The sequence below is a fragment of the Sphingorhabdus sp. M41 genome (assembly GCF_001586275.1).
Lineage (GTDB): Bacteria > Pseudomonadota > Alphaproteobacteria > Sphingomonadales > Sphingomonadaceae > Parasphingorhabdus.
Window position 1 is genome coordinate 1,525,487 of sequence record NZ_CP014545.1, and the last position, 18,644, is coordinate 1,544,130.

General features: G+C 55.9%; 21 protein-coding genes, 1 tRNA gene and 1 other RNA gene. 13 read left to right on the top strand and 10 right to left on the bottom strand.

Annotated elements, in window-relative coordinates:
- Positions 1–3: 3 nt before the first annotated feature.
- Positions 4–483, bottom strand: a complete 480-nt coding sequence (ruvX, locus tag AZE99_RS07285; RefSeq protein WP_067199339.1) for a Holliday junction resolvase RuvX — start codon at positions 481–483, stop codon at positions 4–6.
- Positions 468–1,592: a DUF3089 domain-containing protein gene (locus AZE99_RS07290; protein ID WP_067203400.1), complete on the bottom strand. Its 1,125-nt coding sequence runs from the start codon at positions 1,590–1,592 to the stop codon at positions 468–470. The genes ruvX and AZE99_RS07290 overlap by 16 nt, the downstream gene beginning before the upstream one ends.
- Before the next feature lie 128 nt (positions 1,593–1,720).
- Between AZE99_RS07290 and gatC the strand changes: the two genes are divergently transcribed.
- The 5 genes from gatC to tig all read left to right on the top strand — a co-directional run bounded on the left by gatC (position 1,721) and on the right by tig (position 6,872).
- On the top strand, positions 1,721–2,008 hold the full coding sequence (gene gatC / locus AZE99_RS07295) for an Asp-tRNA(Asn)/Glu-tRNA(Gln) amidotransferase subunit GatC (RefSeq protein ID WP_067199340.1): 288 nt from the start codon (positions 1,721–1,723) through the stop codon (positions 2,006–2,008).
- Positions 2,009–2,108: 100 nt separating this feature from the next.
- A complete protein-coding gene (gene gatA / locus AZE99_RS07300; protein ID WP_067199343.1) occupies positions 2,109–3,593 on the top strand; it encodes an Asp-tRNA(Asn)/Glu-tRNA(Gln) amidotransferase subunit GatA in 1,485 nt (494 codons plus the stop codon).
- 2 nt (positions 3,594–3,595) lie between these two features.
- The gene (gatB, locus tag AZE99_RS07305) at positions 3,596–5,083 is read left to right on the top strand and encodes an Asp-tRNA(Asn)/Glu-tRNA(Gln) amidotransferase subunit GatB (RefSeq protein ID WP_067199345.1); all 1,488 of its coding nucleotides are present in this window, start codon (positions 3,596–3,598) and stop codon (positions 5,081–5,083) included.
- A 91-nt stretch (positions 5,084–5,174) separates the two neighbouring features.
- Positions 5,175–5,259: transfer RNA gene (locus tag AZE99_RS07310), tRNA-Leu, on the top strand.
- Positions 5,260–5,315: 56 nt separating this feature from the next.
- Positions 5,316–6,872, top strand: coding sequence for a trigger factor (gene tig, locus AZE99_RS07315; protein WP_067199347.1), 1,557 nt, complete (start codon positions 5,316–5,318; stop codon positions 6,870–6,872).
- Positions 6,873–6,979: 107 nt separating this feature from the next.
- Here tig and AZE99_RS07320 read toward each other — a convergent pair whose 3' ends face one another.
- Positions 6,980–7,600, bottom strand: a complete 621-nt coding sequence (locus AZE99_RS07320; protein WP_082788468.1) for an ATP-dependent Clp protease proteolytic subunit — start codon at positions 7,598–7,600, stop codon at positions 6,980–6,982.
- Between the two features lie 244 nt (positions 7,601–7,844).
- On the opposite strand from AZE99_RS07320, the gene AZE99_RS07325 reads away from it, so the two are divergent.
- Positions 7,845–8,468 (top strand): ATP-dependent Clp protease proteolytic subunit, encoded by a 624-nt coding sequence (locus AZE99_RS07325; RefSeq protein ID WP_067199350.1) that lies wholly within the window; start codon positions 7,845–7,847, stop codon positions 8,466–8,468.
- A 138-nt stretch (positions 8,469–8,606) separates the two neighbouring features.
- A complete protein-coding gene (clpX, locus tag AZE99_RS07330; RefSeq protein ID WP_067199351.1) occupies positions 8,607–9,878 on the top strand; it encodes an ATP-dependent Clp protease ATP-binding subunit ClpX in 1,272 nt (423 codons plus the stop codon).
- Positions 9,879–10,044: 166 nt separating this feature from the next.
- Here clpX and mtgA read toward each other — a convergent pair whose 3' ends face one another.
- The 3 genes from mtgA to AZE99_RS07345 all read right to left on the bottom strand — a co-directional run bounded on the left by mtgA (position 10,045) and on the right by AZE99_RS07345 (position 12,737).
- Positions 10,045–10,710: a monofunctional biosynthetic peptidoglycan transglycosylase gene (gene mtgA, locus AZE99_RS07335; protein ID WP_067199354.1), complete on the bottom strand. Its 666-nt coding sequence runs from the start codon at positions 10,708–10,710 to the stop codon at positions 10,045–10,047.
- A gap of 85 nt (positions 10,711–10,795) precedes the next feature.
- Complete coding sequence (gene rpoH, locus AZE99_RS07340) at positions 10,796–11,707, bottom strand: RNA polymerase sigma factor RpoH (RefSeq protein WP_082788277.1); 912 nt, start codon at positions 11,705–11,707, stop codon at positions 10,796–10,798.
- A 76-nt stretch (positions 11,708–11,783) separates the two neighbouring features.
- Positions 11,784–12,737 carry an RluA family pseudouridine synthase gene (locus AZE99_RS07345; protein WP_067203403.1) on the bottom strand — a complete coding sequence of 318 codons (954 nt, stop codon included), beginning with the start codon at positions 12,735–12,737 and terminating at the stop codon, positions 11,784–11,786.
- A gap of 40 nt (positions 12,738–12,777) precedes the next feature.
- Between AZE99_RS07345 and AZE99_RS07350 the strand changes: the two genes are divergently transcribed.
- The 6 genes from AZE99_RS07350 (at position 12,778) to AZE99_RS07375 (ending at position 17,228) form a co-directional block, all read left to right on the top strand.
- Positions 12,778–13,185 (top strand): Mov34/MPN/PAD-1 family protein, encoded by a 408-nt coding sequence (locus AZE99_RS07350; protein ID WP_067203404.1) that lies wholly within the window; start codon positions 12,778–12,780, stop codon positions 13,183–13,185.
- Between the two features lie 25 nt (positions 13,186–13,210).
- A complete protein-coding gene (locus tag AZE99_RS07355) occupies positions 13,211–13,852 on the top strand; it encodes a histidine phosphotransferase family protein (RefSeq protein ID WP_067199358.1) in 642 nt (213 codons plus the stop codon).
- Between the two features lie 21 nt (positions 13,853–13,873).
- Complete coding sequence (locus tag AZE99_RS07360) at positions 13,874–14,566, top strand: N-acetylmuramoyl-L-alanine amidase (RefSeq protein WP_067199361.1); 693 nt, start codon at positions 13,874–13,876, stop codon at positions 14,564–14,566.
- 6 nt (positions 14,567–14,572) lie between these two features.
- Positions 14,573–14,942, top strand: an RNA gene (rnpB, locus tag AZE99_RS07365) — RNase P RNA component class A.
- Between the two features lie 46 nt (positions 14,943–14,988).
- Positions 14,989–16,641, top strand: coding sequence for a caspase family protein (locus AZE99_RS07370; protein ID WP_067199364.1), 1,653 nt, complete (start codon positions 14,989–14,991; stop codon positions 16,639–16,641).
- 50 nt (positions 16,642–16,691) lie between these two features.
- Positions 16,692–17,228, top strand: coding sequence for a J domain-containing protein (locus tag AZE99_RS07375; protein WP_067199365.1), 537 nt, complete (start codon positions 16,692–16,694; stop codon positions 17,226–17,228).
- Positions 17,229–17,316: 88 nt separating this feature from the next.
- Here AZE99_RS07375 and AZE99_RS07380 read toward each other — a convergent pair whose 3' ends face one another.
- The 4 genes from AZE99_RS07380 to AZE99_RS16380 form a co-directional block, all read right to left on the bottom strand.
- The gene (locus AZE99_RS07380; protein WP_067199368.1) at positions 17,317–17,727 is read right to left on the bottom strand and encodes a SufE family protein; all 411 of its coding nucleotides are present in this window, start codon (positions 17,725–17,727) and stop codon (positions 17,317–17,319) included.
- A 134-nt stretch (positions 17,728–17,861) separates the two neighbouring features.
- Positions 17,862–18,092, bottom strand: coding sequence for a hypothetical protein (locus tag AZE99_RS07385; RefSeq protein WP_067203405.1), 231 nt, complete (start codon positions 18,090–18,092; stop codon positions 17,862–17,864).
- 30 nt (positions 18,093–18,122) lie between these two features.
- A complete protein-coding gene (locus AZE99_RS07390) occupies positions 18,123–18,383 on the bottom strand; it encodes a hypothetical protein (protein WP_067199371.1) in 261 nt (86 codons plus the stop codon).
- A 32-nt stretch (positions 18,384–18,415) separates the two neighbouring features.
- The gene (locus AZE99_RS16380) at positions 18,416–18,577 is read right to left on the bottom strand and encodes a hypothetical protein (protein WP_231862715.1); all 162 of its coding nucleotides are present in this window, start codon (positions 18,575–18,577) and stop codon (positions 18,416–18,418) included.
- Positions 18,578–18,644: the final 67 nt, after the last annotated feature.

An 18,644-nucleotide genomic window follows, 5' to 3' on the forward strand; every position in this document is an offset into this window, starting at 1 on the left:
GAGTCATGATGGCAGCGCGGCAAGCCTGTCGATCGCTCCTTGCAAAATATAGGCGGCAGCCATTTTGTCGACCACCTTGGCGCGTTTTTTCCGGCTGACGTCCGATGCGATCAGGTCGCGGGTGACCGCCTGGGTGCTCCAGCGTTCGTCCCACAATAATATCGGCAGACCAAGCGGCTTGAGATTCTGTGCGAAAGATCGCGCCGCCTGGGTCTGCTGGCTCTGGCTACCATCCAGATTGAGCGGCAGGCCAGCCACAAGTCCGACGATATTCTGTTCGGCAATCACGGCCTTGATCCGCTCCAGATCCTTGGAAAATTTGCGCCGTTCGATGGTCTCGGCCGCCGTCGCGAAGGTCCAGTGTGAATCGCACAATGCCATGCCCACCGTTTTCGTCCCGATATCAAGGCCCAGCAACCGGCCGCCATCCGGCAATGCCTGGGCAAAGGCCGCGACATCATCAGAGATTAGCGAGCCCGAAATGCTGCCATCCTCCGGCGCGCGTCGGCACGAATATTGGTCCAGAACAGGCTATAGTCGTAAACATGGTAATTATTGCCGGGCAGGGCATAGGGACCGATTTCGGGCGGATCACCGATCAGCAGAAAGCCACGATCATCGCATCTGGCCGGAACCGCGCCCGCCACCAGCGTCGCATCGCTCAGATCATCATTGGGGACCAGGGTTCCGAGATTTGCCGAGGCCATTGCAGAAGAGCCAATATCGCCATTGATCGGATTGCTGCACAGGATGGGCGTCTCCTTGCGAGGCTGACCATTGAAACCGATCGTCATGTCATAAACTTTCAGAATTCGGCCATAATCGGCGGGCTCTGCAAAGCTCTGCCAGCTTGCTATACAGCGCGTCTGATCGGGTGCTTCGCAAATATCGAGTCCCATTTCCGGGACATCGGTTTCCGCAGAGACGGGCCAGCCGGCCACATAAGCAGCGACAACCCGGTTGGCGAGCGGTGTGCCCGCAACCCGGTCCTTGAGCAAATTGGTCAGATGCAGGCTGCCCTGGCTGTGCCCCGCCAAAATGATCGGCTGATTGTCCGGGATCTCGGCGACAAAATAATCAAAGGCTGCCAGTACGTCCTGATAGGCTGCATCGAGCGCCCGCTGGCCTTCGGGTTTTTCAGTGAGAAAGGCCCCCAGAGTCGCTTGCCGGTAACGCGGCGCCCAAACTGTGCCAACGGCATTGAAGGCGCTGGCTTGACCGCGCAGGAATATTCGCGCACGCGCTTGCGACTCCTTGTCATCCAAGGGCGCATTCCATTGGTCCTTTTTCAGAAAGGAAGTCGGGTGGACGAAGAAAACCGCGGCTTTTTCATTATCCGCGAGTGCCGGTTCAGCATCCTCATATCCCTGCGGAAGCCAGAGGGCAGGGTTGCCTTTCACCAATTCAGGCCGCGCCAGCCACATGTCGGTGTTTGCGTAGACATTGTTCTCCAGCACTTCCTGTGCCGTGAATTCGGCGTCGGGAACAAAGGCCACTTCCATCAGCTCTTCGCCGTAGACACGGAAAACAAATGCACCGGCAATGACCAGGATGACGATGCTTGCGACAAAATAGAGAAATTTACGCGCCAAAATATGCTCCAACCTATATGCTGCTGCCTCAATCCGCTTGAAGCCGCTCCGCGCCAGTGCTAGCGGCGCTCGGTACACAATATAAATCCAAAATACCCGAAAAAAGATGAACCTGAAAAGAATGAGTCATGTCAATCGATAAGGAAACCGTCAAAAAGATCGCCAGCCTCTCGAGGATCGCGATTACCGAAGCCGAAGCGGATGCCTTCGTGCCCGAACTCAACCAGATATTGGGATGGGTCGAGCAACTGGGCGAAGTGGATTGTTCGAAGGTGGAGCCGATGACGGCGGTGATCCCGAACAAATTGCGGCTGCGCGAAGATGTCGTCACCGACGGCGAGATTCGCGACAAGATACTGGCCAATGCGCCAATTGCCGAACATGGCTTTTTTGCAGTTCCCAAGGTGATTGAATAATGATGTTTCGGAAAGAAACCCCGTTCGCCCTGAGCCTGTCGAAGGGTGAGATGGCGCGAACCAATGCTTCGACAAGCTCAGCACGAACGGAGCCAGTGCTATGACCGCAATATTTGAAATGGGTATCGCGGATATCCGCAGCGGGATCGCCGATGGCGATTTCACCGCGAAAGAAGTTGCAGAGACCTTTATCGCGCGAGTTAGCGCGGCCAAGCCACTGAATGCTTTTCTGGTCGAAACACCGGAACATGCTCTGGCGGCGGCGGAAACGACCGACAGGGCGAAGGCGGCCGGTGAAACCCTCGGCAAGATGGCCGGCGTTCCGATAGGCATGAAGGATCTCTTCTGCACGCAGGGCGTCGAGACGACCGCGGCCAGCGGCATCCTCAAGGGCTTTGTTCCGCAATATGAATCGACCGTGTCGTCCAACCTGTTCAAGGCTGGTGCCGGCATGCTCGGCAAGCTCAATCTGGACCAGTTCGCGATGGGCTCGTCGAACGAGACCAGCGCCTTCGGCAATGTCATCTCGCCCTGGCGTCGCAATGACGGCGGCAACAGCGATCTGACTCCCGGCGGTTCGTCGGGCGGCAGCGCAGCGGTGGTTTCGGGACGCATTGCGCCAGCCGCGACCGGCACTGACACTGGCGGATCGATTCGCCAACCGGCCGCCTTCACCGGCATCACCGGTTTCAAACCGACTTATGGCCGCTGCTCGCGCTGGGGCACGATTGCTTTCGCCAGTTCGCTCGATCAGGCAGGGCCGATGGCGCATGATGTCCGCGACTGCGCGATCATGCTCGGATCCATGGCCGGTTTCGATGCCAAGGACTCGACTTCGCTGAATCTCCCCGTCCCCGACTGGGAAGCGGCGCTCAGCAGCAACCTTGCTGGCAAGAAAATCGGTATTCCCAAGGAATATCGGGTCGAGAACATGCCTCCGGAAATCGATGCGCTGTGGCAAAAGGGCATAGAGATGCTGAAGGATGCCGGCGCGACCATCGTCGATGTCTCGCTGCCGCACACCAAATATGCGCTGCCAGCTTATTATATCATCGCCCCTGCCGAAGCATCGTCCAACCTCTCGCGCTATGATGGCGTGCGCTACGGACTGCGCGATCTGCCGGACGGGGCAGGGCTGCAGGACATGTATGCCGCGACCCGCGAAGCCGGTTTCGGACCGGAAGTGAAACGCCGGATCATGATCGGCACTTATGTGCTGAGCGCCGGCTATTATGACGCTTATTATACGCAGGCGCAGAAAGTCCGGACGCTGATCTCGCAGGATTTCGACAGGGCCTGGAACAGCTGCGACCTGCTCCTGACGCCGACCGCACCAAGCGCGGCCTTTGGTCTGGGCGAGAAAAGCGACGATCCGCTGGCCATGTATCTGAACGACGTGTTCACCGTGCCCAGCTCGCTGGCCGGACTGCCAGCGATGTCGGTGCCTGCGGGACTGGACGGCAAGGGATTGCCGCTAGGCTTGCAGATCATCGGCAAGGCGCTGGATGAACAGAGCGTGTTTAACGCCGGACTGGCGATCGAAGAACGCGCCGGATTTGTCGCGAAACCAGAGCAGTGGTGGTAGAAATGACTGAATCAACATATCGTATCCAGGGCGGAACCGGCGAATGGGAGGTCGTGATCGGCCTCGAGGTCCACGCACAGATCACTTCCAAGTCGAAGCTCTTTTCCGGCGCCTCGACCGAATTTGGCGCCGAGCCGAATACGCAGGTCAGCCTAGTTGACGCTGCGATGCCCGGCATGTTGCCGGTGCTGAACGGCGAATGCGTCCGTCAGGCGGTGCGCACCGGTCTCGCGATCAATGCGCAGATCAACAAATATTCGCGCTTCGACCGCAAGAATTATTTCTACGCCGATCTGCCGCAGGGTTACCAGATTTCCCAGCTTTACCATCCGATCGTGGGTGAGGGCATGATCCAGATTTCGCTCGATGAAAAAGATCCCGATGCCCACGGCAAGGCGATCGGTGTCGAGCGCATCCATATCGAGCAGGATGCCGGCAAGCTGATGCACGACCAGCATCCGACCATGTCCTATGTCGATCTCAACCGCTGCGGCGTCGCGCTGATGGAAATCGTTTCCAAGCCGGATATGACTTCGCCCAAGGAAGCGGCGGCTTATGTCCGCAAGCTCCGCTCGATCCTGCGCTATGTCGGTTCATGCGACGGCAATATGGAACAGGGCTCGATGCGCGCCGACGTCAATGTCAGCGTGCGCAAGCCGGGTGGTGAACTCGGCACCCGCACCGAGACCAAGAATGTCAACTCGATGCGCTTCATCCAGGCTGTGATCGAATATGAAGCCCAGCGTCAGGTCGATCTGATCGAGGACGGCGGCACCGTGGTCCAGGAAACCCGCCTGTTCGATCCCGACCGCAACGAAACCCGGTCGATGCGCTCGAAAGAAGATGCGCATGATTACCGCTATTTCCCCGATCCCGACCTGCTGCCGCTGGAACTGGAAGATGATTTCATCTTTGACTGCAAGGCAAGCCTTCCCGAACTGCCGGACGAGAAGCGCGCGCGCTACAAGAGCGTCCTCGGCCTGAGCGCCTATAATGCAGCGGTCCTGACCGCAGAGCATGAAACCGCTCTCTGGTTCGAAGAGCTGCTCGAAACCACCGACCAGCCTGAAAAAATCGCCAGCAGTGCCGCAAACTGGGTCACATCGGAATTATTCGGGGCCCTCAACCGCATGGGTCTCGATATAGAGAATAGCCCGGTTTCGCCCGCGCAAGCAGCTGAATTACTCAGTCTGGTTGCCGACGACACGATTTCCGGCAAGATCGCCAAGCAGGTATTCGAAATCATGCTTGAAACCGGCGATGGCGCGAAAAAAATCGTCGAGGAGCAGGGCCTCAAGCAGGAATCCGACACCGGCGCGATCGAAAAAGTGATCGCCGACGTGATGGCCGCCAACGAAGACAAGGTCGCCCAATATCGCGACGGCAAGGACAAGCTGTTCGGTTTCTTCGTCGGTCAGACGATGAAAGCGATGCAGGGCAAGGCCAATCCGCAGGTGGTGAATGAATTGTTGAAGAAGGCTTTGGGTTAAATCCATCGCAAAGCCCACTTGCCCTCAGCCCGCCATTGGGCTAGGCGCGCGGGTCAATCGTACTTCGATAGAGTTTTGACGACGTAACTGTGCGGGCGTGGCGGAATTGGTAGACGCGCCAGATTTAGGTTCTGGTATCTTCGGGTGTGGGGGTTCGAGTCCCTTCGCCCGCACCAAGTTAGTTGCAAAATCGATCGAAAAACACTGAATATGAAGGCACCAAAGGATAGTCATGCAGATTGTTGAAACGCTGAACGAAGGTCTGAAACGGGCCTATGAAATCAAGATTACCGCGAAAGATATCGAATCGCGGGTCGAAGCCGAAGTGCAGAAAATGGCACCCCAGGTAAATATGCCCGGCTTCCGCAAAGGCAAGGTTCCGGCCAATCTTGTGCGCAAGATGCACAATGATGCCTTGATGCAGGACGCGCTGACCAGCTCGATCCAGGAAAGCATCGAAAAGACCCTGACGGACAACAAGCTCCGTCCGGCGATGCAGCCCAATGTCGACCTTGAAGAAGGCTATGAGCCGGGTAAGGACGCAAACGTCAAGCTGGACCTCGAAATCCTGCCGGATGTTCCGACACCGGATGTTGAAGGCCTGAAGCTGGAACGTCTGCAAGTCGAAGCGGACAAGAAAACCGTTGATGAAGCCCTGCAGAAATTTGCCGAGAGCCAGAAGCAGTTCGAAACCGCTGCCAAATCCTACAAGGCGCAGGTCGGCGACCAGTGCCTGATCGATTTTGAAGGCAAGGTCGACGGCGTGCCATTTGAAGGCGGCAAGGGCGAAGGCATGGCGATCGAACTGGGCTCCGGCCGTTTGATCCCGGGCTTCGAGGACCAGCTCATCGGCAAGAAAGCCAATGACGAAGTTCTCGTCAAGGTAACCTTCCCCGATGACTATAATGTCGAGGACCTCAAGGGCAAAGACGCAACGTTCGATGTTGTCATCGGCGAAGTGCAGAAGCCGAAGGTCGCCAAGGCCGACGACGAAATGGCGAAATCCATGGGTCTCGAAGGCATCGATCAACTGACCGAATTGCTCAAGGGGCAGATCGAACAGGAACTCAACGGCCTGACCCGCACCCATATGAAGCGCAAGCTGCTTGACCAGCTCGCCGCGAGTCATGATTTCGAAGTGCCACCGGGCATGGTCGAAGCCGAGTTCAGCCAGATCTGGCAGCAGCTCGAGCAGGAAGCCGAGCAGGAAGAAGATTCCGAAGCCGCTCGCAAGGAAATGGAAGACGAGAAGGACGAATATCGCGATATCGCGGTCCGTCGTGTCCGTCTCGGATTGCTGCTTTCCGAAATCGGCCAGGCCAATGGCGTAGAAGTCAGTCAGCAGGAAATGTCGATGCTGATGCAGCAGGCGGCCCAACAATATCGTCCGGAAGACCGCGACCGGTTCATTCAGTATATCCAGCAGGACCAGATGGCCGCTGCCCAGCTTCGTGCTCCAATGTATGAAGACAAGGTTGTCGACTTCCTGTTTGACAAGGCAGAAGTAACCGACCGCAAGGTAACGCGCGAAGAACTGGAAGCCGCGATCGAGGCAGAAGACGAAGCGGAAACCAAGCCAGCCGCCAAGAAGAAGGCGCCGGCCAAGAAGGCTGCTGCGAAAAAGCCTGCTGCTGAGAAAAAAGCACCAGCCAAGGCTGAAGCAGAAAAAGCACCGGCCAAGAAAGCTGCAGCGAAAAAGGCTCCGGCCAAAGCTGCTGCGGAAAAAGCGCCTGCCAAGAAGCCAGCGGCGGAGAAGCCTGCTGCCAAAAAGGCACCAGCCAAGAAATAATAAATCTGGTTTGCAGATAAAAAAAGCCGGGCAGGGAGGACCTGTCCGGCTTTTTTATGCGCTGATATTTGCCAGTGTAAGTCCGCGACGTGCGGCTTAATCCGGGATCAGATGGTGACTTCGCTCGCCTTGTTGATCACCGTGCCGAGAATGCCATATTCCTTGGCTTCTTCGGTGCTCATCCAGTAATCGCGATCAATATCCTTGCGGACCCGCTCGACGTCCTGCCCGGTTTCTTCCGCAATAATCCGTGCCAGCCGTTCGCGCATCTTTACGATTTCCTGCGCCTGAATTGCGATATCGGATGCCTTGCCTCCGGCACCGCCGGATGGCTGATGAATCAGAAATCTTGTATTGGGCAGGCAGAACCGCTGTTCCTTGGGAACGCCGAGGAAAATATGCGTGCCGGCGCTGGCTACCCAGCCAGTCCCGATCATCGCGACCGGCGAGCTGATGTAACGAACAAGATCGTGAATTGTGTCGCCTGATTCGACGTGACCGCCGGGCGAATTCAGAAAAATGCGAATGGGGTCCTGATTGACGTGATCGAGATAGAGAAGCTGCGTCGAAACACGCTCCGCCAGCTTCTGGTCAATTCCGCCGAATATCATGATTGTGCGGGCTTCAAGAAACTTCGTCATCATGGCGCCGGGAAGGCCACCAGACTTGTTTTCGTCTTCGTCCTCATCATTATATGTGGGAGTGATCGGGCTGTTGGTGTTTATCATTCTTGACTCCGCTAATGGAATTTTTTGTAGCACCGATCGCGTAACGATCAGCATTGCCTTGGAGAACATGTAGGGATAGCCGGGATGGTGCGCAATGATCGTCGTGCCGGTGACGTATTTTTTCTGGAGCACAATCATTGTCATCCAACATCGTTAAACCCCTTGAACAATACCGCGATAAACCCGATGTAGTGGCGAAGCTAAAGACTAGCACAAAAAAGCTAAAAACAGGACGACTTACAACATGCATGATCCGATCACAGACGCTCTAGTCCCGGTTGTTATCGAACAATCAAACCGCGGCGAACGCAGTTTCGACATTTTTTCCCGCCTGCTGCGCGAGCGGATCGTGTTCGTCACTGGCCAGATCGAAGACGGAATGGCGTCGATTATCACGGCCCAGCTGCTGTTTCTGGAATCTGAAAATCCCAAGAAAGATATTTATCTCTACATCAATTCGCCCGGTGGCGTGGTGACTGCCGGTATGGCGATCCACGATACGATGCAATATATCCGGCCCCGCGTCGGTACGGTTTGCGTCGGCCAGGCGGCTTCGATGGGCAGCTTTCTTCTGGCAGCCGGTGAACCGGGCATGCGAATGGCAACAACCAATGCACGGGTGATGTTGCATCAGCCATCCGGCGGCGCGCAGGGCATGGCGTCCGACATCGAGATCCAGGCCAAGGAAATATTGCGTATCCGTGCCAGCATGAACGAACTCTACGCCAAATATACCGGCAAGTCGGTGGCAGAGATTGAAATAGCCATGGACCGCGACACATTCCTGGAAGCGGATGAAGCCAAGGCATTCGGCATTGTAGACGAAGTTTACAACAAGCGCCCGGTGCCGGCAGAAGATGCTAAATAAGCGGTTAGCGCAGCCCTAAATGAAATTTAAGCCATATTTGATAGACTTGGCTTTCCGCTTAGGAAGCCGTGAAAAAAGCGGTGGCATTTTGGAATTTGACGGTTAGATTACAATGTTGGCCGGTTTAAAGGACTTTTTATGACGAAATTGACGGGATCTGATTCGAAGAGCACATTATATTGCTCTTTCTGTGGCAAATCCCAACATGAAGTCCGCAAATTGATTGCAGGACCCACTGTTTTCATCTGTGATGAATGCGTTGAGCTTTGCAATGACATCATTCGCGAGGAAACCAAGGGTGCTGCTACGGGCCGCAAGGATGGTGAAGTTCCGACTCCGCAGGAAATCTGCGATGTGCTGAACGATTATGTGATCGGGCAAAAACGCGCGAAACGCGTTCTTTCGGTCGCTGTTCACAACCATTACAAGCGTCTCAATCACGCTGCAAAATCCGGCGATATCGAGCTGGCAAAGTCGAATATCCTGCTCGTGGGTCCGACCGGCTGCGGTAAGACCCTGTTGGCACAGACCCTGGCGAAGACATTCGACGTGCCTTTCACCATGGCCGATGCAACGACATTGACCGAGGCTGGCTATGTCGGTGAAGATGTCGAAAATATCATTCTCAAACTGCTCCAGGCTTCCGATTATAATGTCGAGAAGGCCCAGCGCGGCATTGTTTATATTGACGAAATCGACAAGATCAGCCGCAAGGCGGAAAATCCATCGATCACCCGCGATGTGTCCGGCGAAGGCGTTCAGCAGGCTTTGCTGAAGCTGATGGAAGGCACGACCGCCAGTGTTCCGCCACAAGGTGGGCGCAAGCATCCGCAGCAGGAATTTCTGCAGGTCGATACAACCAATATCCTGTTCATCTGCGGCGGCGCATTTGCCGGTCTGGAAAAGATCATCGGTGACCGTCTGGAAGGAAAATCCATCGGTTTCGGTGCCCATGTAGCCGCTCCGGAAGAACGCCGCGTCGGCGAATTGCTGGCGCAGGGCGAACCCGAGGATTTGCTGAAATTCGGCTTGATCCCTGAATTTGTCGGCCGTTTGCCGGTTATCGCCACCCTAGAAGATCTTGATGTCGATGCCCTGGTGACGATTCTTCAGGAACCGAAAAACGCGCTGGTGAAGCAATATCGCAAATTGTTCGAGCTGGAAGATGTCGGTTTGACATTCACCGACGACGCGCTGGTCGCCGTTGCCAACAAGGCGATCGAACGCAAAACTGGTGCACGTGGCCTGCGCTCGATTGTCGAGAATATCCTGCTTGATACGATGTTCGACCTGCCCGATCTGGAGGGTGTAGACGAGATCGTGATCGACAAGGATGTCGTCGCGGGCACCAAAGAGCCGGTGAAGGTGATCGCCAAGAGCAGCAAAGCGAAGAAGGAAGACGCTGCCTAGCATTACGGTGCCCCGGCGAAGGCTGGGGGCAATCTCCTGAAATCTCCAGACTGAGCGAGGGACTGTTTTAACCTGCTGCCAGTGCTGTGCGTTTTCAGAATATTTCAAAGCAATGGTTCGGCGTTAGTAATTCATGAGTAGGCCTCCTGTCTCCGCAGGAGCATGCTCAATTATAAATGCAGCGATCCGCCTTCTCGTTCTGGACAACATTGATCCGCGCCGCAATCGTGTTGCCATAGCGCCGGGTAAATCCACCAGCGCCATTGACAGCCCGTTTCTTTGGTGCGGGCAGGGCTGCCGCGATGCGCGCGGCCTCGATCTTGGTGAGGTCTTTTGCATCTTTGTTGAAATAACGCTGGGCACCTGCCTGAACGCCATAGGTGCCGATGCCAGTCTCCGCGATGTTGAGATAGACTTCCATGATCCGGTGCTTGCTCCAGATCGTCTCGATCAGAAAGGTGAAATAGGCTTCGAGACCCTTGCGGAAGAATCCGCCGCCCTGCCAGAGAAAGGCATTTTTCGCGACCTGCTGCGAAATGGTCGACCCGCCTCTTATGCGGCCGCCCTGAGCATTGCGCTGGATTGCTTTCTGAATCGCTTCGGTATCAAAACCATTATGGCTGCAAAACTTGCTGTCCTCGGCAGCGATCACCGCCCGTGCCATATTCGGAGAAATATCGCTGAAGCTCGTCCAGTCCTTGGTGATGCCATTGCCGTCGAGGATCATGGTGGCGGTGACCGGTGGTGGTACAATTGCATAAATCCCCACCCACGCCACCGTGATCAGGATGAAATAAACCGCAAATTTGAAGAGAAATTTGATGAGCCCCATGGACCCAATCTAAATGCAAAACGCCCCGAAAACAAATCCTGTTTCGGGGCGCTTCGCTATTTCGGTACATCGTCAATCTTGAGCATTAACTCGCTGCAAGCAGCTGCTTTTCTCCGGCGATGCGGAGCATCGCTTTTTGCAGTTTCTCAAAAGCGCGGACTTCGATCTGTCTTATGCGCTCGCGACTGACTTCATAGACCTTGCTCAGGTCCTCAAGCGTCTTGGGATCCTCGGACAAACGACGTTCTGCCAAAATATGCTGTTCGCGTTCGTTCAGCGAGCCCATTGCTTCGGTCAGCATATCGTGACGGAAGTCGGCTTCCTGTGCGGAGGCAATGGCTTCATCATGCAGCGGGCCGTCGTCTTCCAAAATGTCCTGCCACTGGCCACCATCGCCGTCCTCGGACGAAAGCGAGACGTTCAGCGAGGCATCGCCACCCATCGACATGCGGCGGTTCATATTGACCACTTCATGTTCGGCAACACCCAGATCGGTGGAGATTTTCTGCACGTCTTCCGGCGACAGATCTCCGTCTTCGAATGCATCAAGATTATTCTTCATCCGGCGCAGGTTGAAGAAAAGCTTCTTCTGAGCGGCGGTTGTCCCCATTTTGACGAGGCTCCAGCTGCGCAGTACATATTCCTGGATAGACGCACGAATCCACCACATCGCGTAGGTCGCGAGGCGGAAACCGCGTTCCGGTTCAAATTTCTTCACGCCTTGCATCAGGCCGACATTTCCCTCGGAAATCAGGTCGGACACCGGCAGGCCATAGCCGCGAAAGCCCATCGCAATCTTGGCGACGAGTCGCAGATGCGACGTAACCAGCTGGGCTGCTGCTTCCTGATCCTTGTGTTCAGAATAGCGTTTCGCCAGCATATATTCTTGTTCTGGGGTCAATAGCGGAAATTTACGAACTTCCGAGAGATACCGGTTCAGGCTCGCGTCCCCCCCTAAGGCAGGGATTTTTGCCGGAACATTGCTACCATTAGCCATTTTCGTTCCTTCTTATGTTGCGCCTCCAGGCCTCATTAAGCACCCTTCGGTCAAAAGCGGATATAAGGTGTGTTACCTATACACGCAACTTCATGAATAGTTCCTGCATATCGTCCGGAAAATCGATAGAAAACATCAATTTTTCATCCGTTATGGGGTGAACAAATCCAAGACTAGCAGCATGTAGGGCCTGGCGTCCAAATTGAATATCTTTTCGGCGGGAAAGCATTGATTTTCGACGAGTGCCATAGAGCGGGTCCCCAATCAGACTATGTCCAATATGGGTCATATGAACCCGGACCTGATGCGTGCGTCCTGTTTCGAGCGTACATTCCACCAAAGCCGCACCGTCGAGCATTTCCTTGACGGTATAATGAGTCATCGCCGACTTGCCCCGGTCATCGCCGACAACCGCCATTTTCTTGCGATTGACATTGCTACGGCCGATGCTCCCCTCGATGGTGGCCATCGGAGGATTGGGCCGGCCGTTGACGATGGCCATATAGCGCCGCTCGATATCATGTTTGGCGAACAGCGCGCTTAGACCCTGATGCGCGGCGTCGGTTTTGGCCGCGACCATCAGTCCCGAGGTGTCCTTGTCGATCCGGTGGACTATCCCGGGGCGGGTCACACCGCCAATGCCGGACAGCTGGCCCCGGCAATGGTGCAGCAGCGCATTGACCAGAGTCCCGTCGGCATGACCGGCAGCCGGATGAACAACCAGGCCTGCCGGCTTGTTGATGACGATCAGATGCGTGTCTTCGAACACCACATCGAGCGGAATGTCCTGCGCCAGGGCAGGGCCGGCAATCGGTTCCGGGATGGTGAGCTCATACGTCTTCCCGCCAATTTTCTTCGCCGACGGGTCGGTAAATATTGCACCGTCAAGCACAAGGTTGCCGCCCGAGATAAGCGATTTCACCCGCTCACGCGAAAGCCCGTCCACCGCTTCTGTCAAAGCCGCATCCAGACGCTGTTTTTTCTCAGTTTCCGGTAATATTCCGGATATTGTAGATTGCCCCGCATTCATCGCGTAGATGTGGGCCATGCAACTGTTTATATCAAGCACCATGTTGGCAGAACTCCAACAGTTGGCTCTCGCCGGAGCCCCGCGAGAAATTTGCGGAATATTGTTTGGCCGGGAGGGAAGGGTTGTCGCTTATCGCGCAGCGCAAAATGTGGCCGCCGATACGTTGCGCCATTTCGAGATCGATCCGGCAAATTTGATTGCTGCGGAGCGTGATGCGCGGGACGGCGGTGCGCCGATCCTTGGCTATTATCATTCGCATCCCGCCGGAAGCATAAGACCGTCCCGGACCGACGCGGACAGCGCCGCGCCCGACGGTCGGTTCTGGCTGATTTTGAACGGGCAGGATGCCGCAGCGTGGCATGCTACCAAAAATGGCGAAATTTATGGGCGTTTTGACGCGATCAGGCTTGATTGCTCGGGAGCAAAGGGCCAAACAGCCGCGGAATAGCAATTACAGTTAAGGGCGCGTTTATATGTCGGATAGTGAAGTTGACTTGGCATCACTGCTTTGTTCGAAAATATGCCACGATTTGCTCAGTCCGGTCGGAGCCCTCAACAACGGCCTTGAATTGCTGGAAGGCGAAACCGATCCGGTGATGCGCGATCGCTGCATGGACCTGTTGGCGGACAGCGCGAGAGCATCTGCGGACAAGTTGAAATATTTCAGGCTCGCCTTCGGTGCAGCCGGCGGTTTTGGTGACAATGTCGATCCCGGAGAAGCGCGGCAACTGATCGAATCGCTGCTCGGCGATTCGGGCAAAATCACTCTGGGCTGGGCATTGCAGGGGGAGGCATTGCCGAAAAAGGCGATCAAAATCCTGCTTAACCTGGCGTTGATTGCCAAAGAGACCCTGGTCAGAGGTGGTCGACTGGACGTTGGAGCGGAGCAGGGTGAACTGGGTATCGAAGTGGTCATCCGGGCAGAAGGCGAAAAAATCGCTCTTGATGAAGCAATCCGGAGCGCCCTTGATGGCACTATAGCGCCTGCCGACATCAGCGCCCGAACAGCCGCTGCGTGGATGACTCGTGAACTGGCGCTGAAAAATGGCGGGGACCTGCGAATTTCCCCTGCGTCCACGACAGAATTGCTTTTGGGTGCTATCGTCACTCCTTGAGTTGGAAAGGGAAGGTCATTCATGGATGCGATATGGACGCCGTCCCCGAATTTTGACGACCGCCAGCTGCCGATCAGCATTCTCGTCATGCATTATACCGGCATGAAGGATGCGGCTTCGGCGATAAACTGGCTGGCCAATCCGCAAGCCAAGGTATCGGCCCATTATGTTGTGACCGAGGATGGCCAGATCGTCCAGATGGTCGATGAAGAAAAGCGGGCCTGGCACGCAGGGCGCGGTTACTGGCGCGGTATTACCGACGTCAACAGTGCCAGTATCGGTATCGAGATCGTCAATCCGGGTCATGAATGGGGCTACGTCCCGTTCCCGGAAGAGCAGATGGATGCGGTGACCCGGCTTGCCCATGCCATCGTCCAGCGGCACGATATCCCGTCTTCCAATGTGATCGGGCACAGCGATCTGGCGCCTGCGCGCAAGCAGGACCCGGGCGAGCTGTTTGACTGGGAGAGACTGGCGCGTCACGGCATTGCGCTGAAAAGACCGGCAGCGAAACTGAACGAGCCGCCCTGGACAGATGGCGGCTTCATGCTGGCGCTGGAACGGTTTGGCTATGATATTTCCGACCAGACAGCCGCTGTCGTCGCTTTTCAGCGACGGTTCCGGCCCGCGAATATCGACGGCGTCATCGATGGCGAGTGCCGCTCGCTGCTTTTGTCTTTAATGTTGGACAGAGAGCGCGGAATCACTAAATAGGGCGCACCAGAGGGTCGGCCAGCCGTCCGCCGAAGCTTTAGCGGAGGCGGAAGGAAAGTCCGGGCTCCACGATTAAAAGGTGCCGGATAACGTCCGGCGGGGGCAACCCTAGGGAAAGTGCAACAGAAAGCAGGTCGCGACGACTTCGGTCACGTGACAATGAAAGGGTGCGGTAAGAGCGCACCGCGGGACTGGCAACAGGCCTGGCATGGTAAACCCCACCTGGAGCAAAACCAAATAGGGGCGGCATATGGCTTTTTCGGCTTGCTGCCCGGGTTGGTTGCTTGAGCCACGCAGCAATGCATGGCCTAGATGAATGGCTGGCTATTCCGTTTCGGCGGATGGACAGAACCCGGCTTACAGACCCTCTGGTATTTTGGATTTGATCGTTGAACCTCGGGCGATAAATGCTAAACCCGGATATGAAACAATTTCTGCTCAGCTGCTTTGTCCTGGCCTGTCTGTTCTGCCTTGATCAACCCGCCAAGGCGGAATGCGTGGCTCCTCAGGGTGAGCGCGGTGTTGCGCTGCTCATTGGTATCAGCGCCTATGATGACATCAACTGGCCCGCATTGGCGAACGCGGTCAATGATATCGACCATGTCTGCACCGCCTTTGCCAAAGCGGGTTTTGAAATCATCGACGTGCGCAACGCGAATATCGCCGAGTTGAACAGCGCTACCGCTGCTTTTGCAGCCAAGGCAGCCAGGGCCGACAGCGCGGTTGTCTATTACGCCGGCCACGGTTTTGAATATAACGGCCGCAATTTCATGGTTCCGGTCAATGCGCCGGCTTTTGCGTCGAGGGACGAGCTCGATACAGAGTTTCTTCCGCTGGAGAAGATGCTTGAAGCCGCTTCAAAGGCGAAAAAGTTTAACCTGTTCTTCATGGATGCCTGCCGGACCGCCGACCCGATTGTGCGGCTGAAAGACGAGAGCAGCGATGACCCTGATGGCGGCATTTCGCCGATGGGGTTGCTGGAGATGACGCAAGGCGCAGTTTTTTATTCTACCGCCAAGGGGAAGCCGGCTCTGGATGCCGCTCCTGCGGATTCCAGTACAAGTCCCTTTGCCGAAGCGATTGCCAGCAAACTTGCCATTCCCGGTCTCGAGCTGTCCGATTATTTCAAGGTCGTATCGCGCGAGGTTTATACCAACACAAGAGAGCTGGATTTGGGGCCGCAGCAACCGTTTCATTATGGCAGCTGGTTTGAGGACTTCTATCTCAACCTGCCGTCAGATGCCTCTGGCAATCCGGGTCCGGCATCTTCTTCTCCGGCAACGCGATCTTCTTTGGCAATCAGCATTCCCATGGCACGCCTTGCGATCGAGGACGAAACGATATTGGTCGGTGAGGTTCTCGGCGATCTGGGTGTCGGCGATTTGACCCGGCTCGCGACAAAGGGTGATCCGCTGGCGCAATCTTTCCTGGGCTATATGTACCATCTCGGTGTCGGGGTTCGCAAGGATCTGAAACAGGCTGTGGGCTGGCTGGAAAAGTCGGCGGCACAAGGGCATCCTGCGGGACAGACCGAACTGGCCTGGTATTATCAGGAGAACCAGCCGGAAAAGGCAAGCCGCGCACTGGAGCTATATCTGCTCGCCGCTGCGCAGGGCTATGCCAAGGCCCAATCGCATCTCGGTTTCGCCCTGTGGGAGGGAAAATTCGGCATTGTCGACAAAAAGCGGGCGATCGACCTGTTCAAGGACGCATCGGATCGCGGTCATCCCTATGCCACTTACGCGCTGGGCATTTACGGAAACCAGGTTGAGGAATCGATGCGAAAGCTGCGGTTGCTGGCCGATGGCGGGAATGTCGAGGGCAACAACTGGATATGCGAGCTGCAATATCAGCAGGGGCAGGCGGACAAGGTGGCCAAGGATTGTTCGCTTGCCGCAAGGGACGGATATGCCGGGGCCAGAGCGATTTGGGCGCAGCTTCACGATCGTGGCCAGGGCACTCCCAAATCGCCAAGCGAGGCGCGCTATTGGGCGATGCTTGCTAGCAGTCAGGCCGAACTTGCGCAGCGCCCTGATCTGGAACGCGCAACTGCAAACATCCTGACCCGCAACTAGCATGTGGAAGAGGCTGGTAGTTGACGCCAGTCTTTGATAGAGTCTAGTTCATGCCAAAAGCAAAACGATCCGATAATTGGGGTTTTCCCCGCTGGGGAAGCTATGAAAGCTCCCGCGAAACGCAACAGGTCAAGCTTTGTGACCGGCACGGTTGCGACGAAGCGGGCAACTGTCCAGCGCCCAAATCACCCAATAGTCCCGAACGCTGGTATTTTTGCCAGAATCATGCGGCCGAATATAACCGGGGTTGGGACTATTTCGAGGGGCTCGACAAGGAAGAGCGCAAGAAACGCGAAGCCGATGAGCAGCGTGATGCCAATGCCTATCAGGAAGCGGCCCATTACAGCTGGATGGGTTCCGGCGACGGCAGCCGTTCGCGCGACGAGATGACCGCGCTGGAAATTTTTGACCTGACTCCCGATGTCGAGTTTGACACGGTGAAAAAGGCGTGGCGCTCAATGGCCAAGGAATATCATCCCGATGTCAATCCGGGCGATGCAGAGGCGGCCAAGAAATTCCAGGCGGCTCAGGCGGCTTTCGATGTCTTGCGGATCGCCGAAGAACGCCGCGTCTGGAAACCTATCTAGAGACTGCCGTTCACGAAGCACGGCTTCGCTTTTTCAACTGGACTGGGATGAGATCGGGACGAACGCAAATGTCCCTCTCCGTATCACGTCAATTGTTTTGCAATCGTGATGCTGTTTCCTGAATCAGCCCGATCATATTGGGAATGCCCTGGGTACGATTTGAACTCAGCTGGTTTTTCAGATCAAAAGGTTCGAGCACTGCGGCTATATCTGTGCCCGTGATCTGCTCTGCAGCCTGATCCTGCACGGTTTCCAGCACCAGCGCGATGATGCCCTTGGTAATCGCGGCATTGCTGTCGGCCAGGAAATGCAGCCGCCCGTCATCCAGTTGCGTGGGATAGACCCAGACCGAAGCGGAACAGCCCCGCACCAAAGTCGCATCGGTTTTCAGGGCGTCGGGCATCGGATCAAGCTGCTTGCCGAGATCGATCAGCAGGCGGTAGCGATCATCGGGTTCGAGAAATTCATATTCTTCGATCAGGTCGTCAATTTTGCTCATGGGGAGGGCGGTTAGCAGGGTGAGGGAGCAAGGTCACCCGTTTTAAACCACCCGTTCGTGCTGAGCTTGTCGAAGGGCAGGCGGCACGCGCTCAAGCCGATGTTTCGACAAGCTCAGCACGAACGGCGTGTGCCTTAAAGCTCCACGCCCGCCGCAATCGCTTCCAGCTTGCGGATACGCTCTTTCAGATCCGCTACCTCGATCCGCGATGTGGCGGTGGGGGGATTATCCTCGCGCCGCTGCTCGATTTCGCGGGATTTGAGCGCGATCCAGTCGCGCCAGCCACGCAGGGTGACGAGTGCGACCACCGTCAATCCAATCAGCGAAAATGCTGCGGTGATCATATAAAAAGCAGGTTCTTGCATCATGCTTGTCCTTCCACTTTCCGAACCGGTTTACCGGTCACGCAATTTTTCGATCTCGTTTTCCAGTTCCCGTGCGCCGCGATCATCGGTGGCGATTTTCTCGAGCACCGCGACGCGCTCCTTCAGATATTTCACTTCTTCCTGCAGCCGTCCGGAATCCCGATTCTGAGCGGCAACCTCATTGCCATGCTTGTCTTCGACAATTCCATGTTGCGCGCGGTAGCGCGTGCTCAGCACTTTCCCGATTGTGATAACGATGATTATGGCAACAACCATTTCAAAAGGATTCATCTGAAAATTCCCTCCCGTCCGCGCTTACCCGACTAGCGGTCGCGCAATTGTTCAATTTCGCTTTCCAGCTGCCGTGTGCTGTGACCATCCGTTGTGATCTTTTCCAGCACTGCGACGCGGTCTTTGAGATATCTCATTTCTTCGCGCATCCGCTCCGCGTCTGCGTCATGGGTGGCGGGAAATTCTCCGCGCATTTTGATCAGCTTCCTTTGGTGACCTGTCCATATTGCGAACCCGGCGACGGCAAATGCTCCGAATGGG